This window comes from Kineococcus haloalkalitolerans (assembly GCF_050871905.1).
Classification (GTDB): Bacteria; Actinomycetota; Actinomycetes; order Actinomycetales; family Kineococcaceae; genus Kineococcus.
The window spans coordinates 1-4,585 of the sequence record NZ_JBJLSH010000091.1; the positions used below are offsets into that span (position 1 = coordinate 1).

Annotated in this window: 7 protein-coding genes; 4 read left to right on the forward strand and 3 right to left on the reverse strand. The window is 77.4% G+C overall.

Annotated elements, in window-relative coordinates:
- Positions 1-64: 64 nt before the first annotated feature.
- The 3 genes from ACRYMY_RS19460 to fabG form a co-directional block, all read right to left on the reverse strand.
- Positions 65-211 carry a hypothetical protein gene (locus tag ACRYMY_RS19460; protein ID WP_432548865.1) on the reverse strand — a complete coding sequence of 49 codons (147 nt, stop codon included), beginning with the start codon at positions 209-211 and terminating at the stop codon, positions 65-67.
- Between the two features lie 4 nt (positions 212-215).
- The gene (gene fabI / locus ACRYMY_RS19465; RefSeq protein ID WP_432548866.1) at positions 216-983 is read right to left on the reverse strand and encodes an enoyl-ACP reductase FabI; all 768 of its coding nucleotides are present in this window, start codon (positions 981-983) and stop codon (positions 216-218) included.
- A gap of 73 nt (positions 984-1,056) precedes the next feature.
- On the reverse strand, positions 1,057-1,815 hold the full coding sequence (gene fabG, locus ACRYMY_RS19470; RefSeq protein ID WP_432548867.1) for a 3-oxoacyl-ACP reductase FabG: 759 nt from the start codon (positions 1,813-1,815) through the stop codon (positions 1,057-1,059).
- A gap of 121 nt (positions 1,816-1,936) precedes the next feature.
- Here fabG and ACRYMY_RS19475 point away from each other — a divergent pair, with 121 nt between their 5' ends.
- From ACRYMY_RS19475 to ACRYMY_RS19490, 4 genes are all read left to right on the forward strand, one after another.
- Positions 1,937-2,410: a DUF3099 domain-containing protein gene (locus ACRYMY_RS19475; protein WP_432548868.1), complete on the forward strand. Its 474-nt coding sequence runs from the start codon at positions 1,937-1,939 to the stop codon at positions 2,408-2,410.
- A gap of 89 nt (positions 2,411-2,499) precedes the next feature.
- On the forward strand, positions 2,500-2,757 hold the full coding sequence (locus tag ACRYMY_RS19480) for a hypothetical protein (RefSeq protein WP_373694871.1): 258 nt from the start codon (positions 2,500-2,502) through the stop codon (positions 2,755-2,757).
- Entirely contained in the window at positions 2,754-3,695 is a 942-nt protein-coding gene (locus ACRYMY_RS19485; protein WP_432548869.1) for an SURF1 family cytochrome oxidase biogenesis protein, read from the forward strand. Before ACRYMY_RS19480 ends, ACRYMY_RS19485 begins: the two co-directional genes overlap by 4 nt.
- Positions 3,696-3,772: 77 nt before the next feature.
- A partial coding sequence (locus ACRYMY_RS19490) for an SDR family oxidoreductase (protein WP_432548870.1) occupies positions 3,773-4,585 on the forward strand: 813 nt, incomplete at its 3' end.

The following is a 4,585-nucleotide window of genomic DNA, read 5'->3' on the forward strand; positions in this document are numbered from 1 at the left end:
GGGCCGCACCCCGGCGGGGTGCGGCCCGTGCGCGCTGCGTCGTGCGGGCGTGCTGCGACGGGCGTCAGCCGCGGCCGGCGGCCCAGCTGGCCAGGAACGCGAAGGCGAGGATGACGGCCATCATCACCAGGGCCAGCCGCACGCCCCGCCCGCCGCCGGAGCCGCGCCGGCCGTCGCCCGGCCCGTCGGGCCCGCCCGCCGGTGCGCCCACGGTCTCAGGACCCCATGGCGTGGAAGCCGCCGTCGACGTGGATCATCTCGCCCGTCGTGGCCGGGAACCAGTCGGACATGAGCGCCAGCGCCGCGCGCGCCGGGGGCTCGGTGTCCGTGACGTCCCAGCCCAGCGGGGAGCGCTCGCCCCAGGTGCTCTCCAGGGTCTCGAACCCGGGGATCGAGGTGGCGGCCGTGGTGCGCAGCGGGCCGGCGGAGACGACGTTGACGCGCACGCCCTTCGGGCCCAGGTCGCGCGCCAGGTAGCGGGCGGTGGACTCGAAGGCGGCCTTGGCCACGCCCATCCAGTCGTAGACCGGCCAGGCGACGCGGGCGTCGAAGGTCAGGCCCACGACGCTGCCGCCGTCCTGCATCAGGGGCAGCGCGGCCACGCTGAGGGACTTCAGCGAGAACGCGGAGACCTGCACCGCCGTGGCCACCGAGGACCACTCGGTCTTCAGGAAGTTGCCGCCCAGGGCGTCCTGGGGGGCGAAGCCGATGGAGTGCAGCACGCCGTCCAGCCCGTCGACGTGCTCGCGCACGCGGTCGGGCAGCGCGGCGAGGTCCTCGTCGCTGGTGACGTCGAGCTCGACGACGGGCGCGGGCTGCGGCAGGCGCCGGGCGATCGTCTGGGTGATCTTCATCTGCCGGCCGAAGGAGGACAGCACGACCTGCGCGCCCTCCTCCTGGGCCACCCGGGCGACGCCGAAGGCGATCGAGCGGTCGGTCAGCACGCCGGTGACGAGCAGTCGCTTGCCGTCCAGCAGGCCCATGGGTGTCTCCTCGGGGTCGGGGGTGGGGCGTGGTGCGGTCGAGGTGCGGTCGAGGTGCGGTCGTGCGCGCGGGTCAGTGGCCCATGCCGAGGCCGCCGTCGACGGGCAGCACGGCACCGTTGACGTACCCCGCGCCGGCCAGGAACAGCACGGCGGCGGCCACGTCCTCGGGGCTGCCGAACGTGCCGGCGGGGATGCGCCCCCTGTAGTCGGCGGCGGTGGCCTCGGGCAGCGCGCGGGTCATGTCGGTGTCGATGAAGCCGGGGGCCACGACGTTGGCGGTGATGCCGCGCCCGCCCAGCTCGCGGGCGATGGAGCGGGCCAGCCCGACCATGCCGGACTTGCTGGCGGCGTAGTTGGTCTGCCCGGGCGAGCCGTACAGGCCCACGACGCTGGAGACGAAGACGATGCGGCCCCGCTTGGCGCGGACCATGCCGCGCACGGCGCGGCGGGCGCAGCGCCAGGCGCCGGCGAGGTTGGTGTCGACGACGGCGTCGAACTCCTCGTCGCTCATCCGCATGAGCAGCTGGTCGCGGGTGGCACCGGCGTTGGCGACGAGCACCTCGACCGGCCCGTGGGCCTCCTCCACGGCCGCGAAGGCCGCGTCGAGGGAGGCGGGGTCGGTGACGTCGGCGCGCACGCCCAGCAGGCCGTCGGGGGCCTCGCCGGAACGGGTGGTGACGGCGACGCGGTCGCCCGCGGCGGCGAAGGCGCGCGCGACGGCCAGGCCGATGCCGCGGTTGCCGCCCGTCACCAGGACGCTGCGGCCCGTGGCCGTGGGCCGTCCCGTCGGAGCGTCGGTGGTCTGCGGGGTGTCAGCGGCGTCGGGCACGGGGACGAAAGCTAACGCATCGCGCGCGGCGGCCGGCCCGGCGGGCGTCTCGTGCGTCACACCGGGACCTCCGGCCCTTCCACCGGGCGCGCACCGGGGATGTACGACGTACCGTAGTGAAGTGCCTGCGCACCCCCGCCCGACAGGGCGCCCCGCGGACCACGCCGAGAGCACCGGGCACGGTGACGGCGTCTACCGCATCACCGCAGCACCCACCTCGCTCACGGACGACCTGGGTGTCCGCTACCGCAAGTACGTCGTCTCGATGCTCATCCGCACGGCGTGCTTCCTGATCTTCGTCTTCCTCGACCACTGGACCCGCTGGCTGTTCGTGGCGGGCGCGGTGGTCCTCCCCTACGTGGCCGTCGTGCTGGCCAACGCGGGCCGCGAGAGCCGCGGACCGCGGCCGCAGTCCTTCGACATCACCCCGCCGCGGCCGCTGGACCTGCCGGCGATCGAGGCGCGCATCACCGAGGTGCGCCCTCGCGAACCCGGCGACGCGCGCACCGGTGGTGACGCCGGCGACGCGCGCGGTGACGACGGGCGCGGTGACGACGGGCGCGCGCCGTGGGCCCAGCGCCCCACGGGCACCTGAGACCCGCCGCGCGCGGGGCCGTGGCGACGGTGTCCACCGCGCCCGCGCGGTGCGAGACTGGGCCGGTGGACACGCCGCGCGCTCCCGAGGTGCTCCCCCGGCCCACGACCCGGCGCTACGCCGGCGCCGGTGAGCCCGGTCACGAGCCGCCGTCCGACCTGGTGTGCAGCGCGAAGGGGTGCACCGCCGGTGCCGCCTTCGGCCTGCAGTGGAACAACCCGAGCCTGCACACCCCCGAGCGCCGCAAGACGTGGCTGGCCTGCGGCGAGCACCGCGAGCACCTGTCGCGCTTCCTGGGCGCGCGCGGCTTCCTGCGCGAGGTCGTGGACGTGACCGACCTGACGTGAGCACGAGCACCACCTCCACGACCGCGCCCGCCGCGCCGCGGGGCGTGCTGGCGCTGCTGCGCGAGCCGCGCTGGGTGCGGGGCCTGGTCCTGGCCGTCGTCGTCGCCGTGGCGTGCGTGGTGCTGGGGCAGTGGCAGTGGCACCGGCGCGCCGAGCGCACGGAGCGCAACGCGTCCCTGGTGGGCAACTACGACCGCGACCCCGTCGCCGTGGACGAGGTCCTGCCCGCGGACGGCACGCCGCTGACGGCGGCGGACACGTGGACGCCGGTGCGCGCCAGCGGCGAGTACGCGGCCGGCTCCACCGCGCTGGTGCGCAACCGCCCCCGCGAGGAGGCCGCCGGCTACGAGGTGCTGGTGCCGCTGGTCCTGGACGACGGGACGGTCCTGGTCGTGGACCGCGGCTGGCTGCCGGCCGGCAGCACGAGCCGGGCGCCCGACGTCGTGCCCGCCCCGCCGGCCGGGCGCGTGGAGGTGGTGGCGCGGGTGCGCGCCTGGGAGGAGCCGAGCGAGCGGGCCGCGCCGCCGGGGCAGGTGGCGACCATCGCGGCCGGCCCGGTGGCCGAGCAGGTCGGGGCGGCCGGTGCCGGGGGCCTGCGCGGCGGGTACGCGCTGCTGGCCTCGGAGTCGCCGGCGCCCGCCGGGGCGGCCCCGCTGCCGCCGGCGCGCCCGCAGGTCGACGAGGGCCCGCACCTGGCCTACACCGTCCAGTGGTACGGCTTCGCCCTCACGGCGCTGGTGGTGTGGGTGGTGGCCGGGCGCCGCGAGCAGCGGGCGCGGGCGCTGACGGGCGCCCCCGCCGGGCCGCAGCGCACCGGCGGCGACGGAGCGGGCCCGGGCGAGCGCGCGGCCGGCCGGTCGGGGCGCCGCGAGCGGCGGGGGGTCGACGAGGACGCGGAGGACGCCGAGGTCGAGCGGGCCTCGCGCCCGGTGCGCTGAGGGCAGTCCCTCACCCGATCGGCGCAGCGCCGATCATGCTGTGTGTATCACTAGCCACTCTGCGCAACAATGTCCGCATGGACTTGGGCCTCAGCGACCGCGTGTACATCGTCTCCGGCGCCTCGACCGGTCTGGGGCTCTCGTGCGCGCGCCTGCTCGCCGACGAGGGGGCCCTGCTGGTCCTGCACGCCGTGGACGAGGACGAGCTGGCCGCGGCCGCCCCGTCGATCGGCCACCCCGACCGGGTGCTGCTCGTGCCCGGTGACATCTCCGAGCCCGGCACCGAGACCCGCCTGGTCGCCGCGGCCAACGCCCGCTTCGGCCGGCTGGACGGCGCCGTCGTCTCCTGCGGCGCCCCGCCCAGCTCCAGCGTGCTGGAGGCCGACGACGCCGCCTGGCGCGCCGGGTTCGAGTCCGGCCTCCTCGGGCCGCTGCGGCTGGCCCGCTCGGTGGGGCGCGCGGCCACCGGCGAGGGCGCCTCGATGGTGCTGCTGCTGTCGGCCGGCGTGCGCGCGCCCGAGCCGGGCGCGGGGGTCGCCAACGGCTTGCGCCCGGGCTTGGCGATGGCCGCCAAGGCGCTGGCCGACGAGCTCGGCCCGCGGGGGGTGCGCATCAACTCGCTGCTGGCCGGTCACGTCGAGGCGTCCAGCCCGCTGGAGCTGGAGGAGACCTCGGCCGAGGACGCCGGCGCCCTGGAGGCGGTGCCGCTGCGCCGCGCCGGGCTGCCCGACGAGTTCGCGCGGGCGGCCGTCTTCCTGCTCTCCCCCGCCGCCTCGTACGTCACGGGGACGTCGCTCAGCGTCGACGGTGGGGGCGGGCGGGCGCTACGTGCGGGCCGCCCGCCGGGGCCCCGGCCCGGGGGGCCCGGCCGGCCGGGCCCCCTGCGCGGG

Coding starts and splice junctions, on each gene's coding strand:
- fabI (WP_432548866.1), bottom strand. CDS start 983: ATGGGCCTGCTGGACGGCAAGCGACTGCTCGTCACCGGCGTGCTGACC.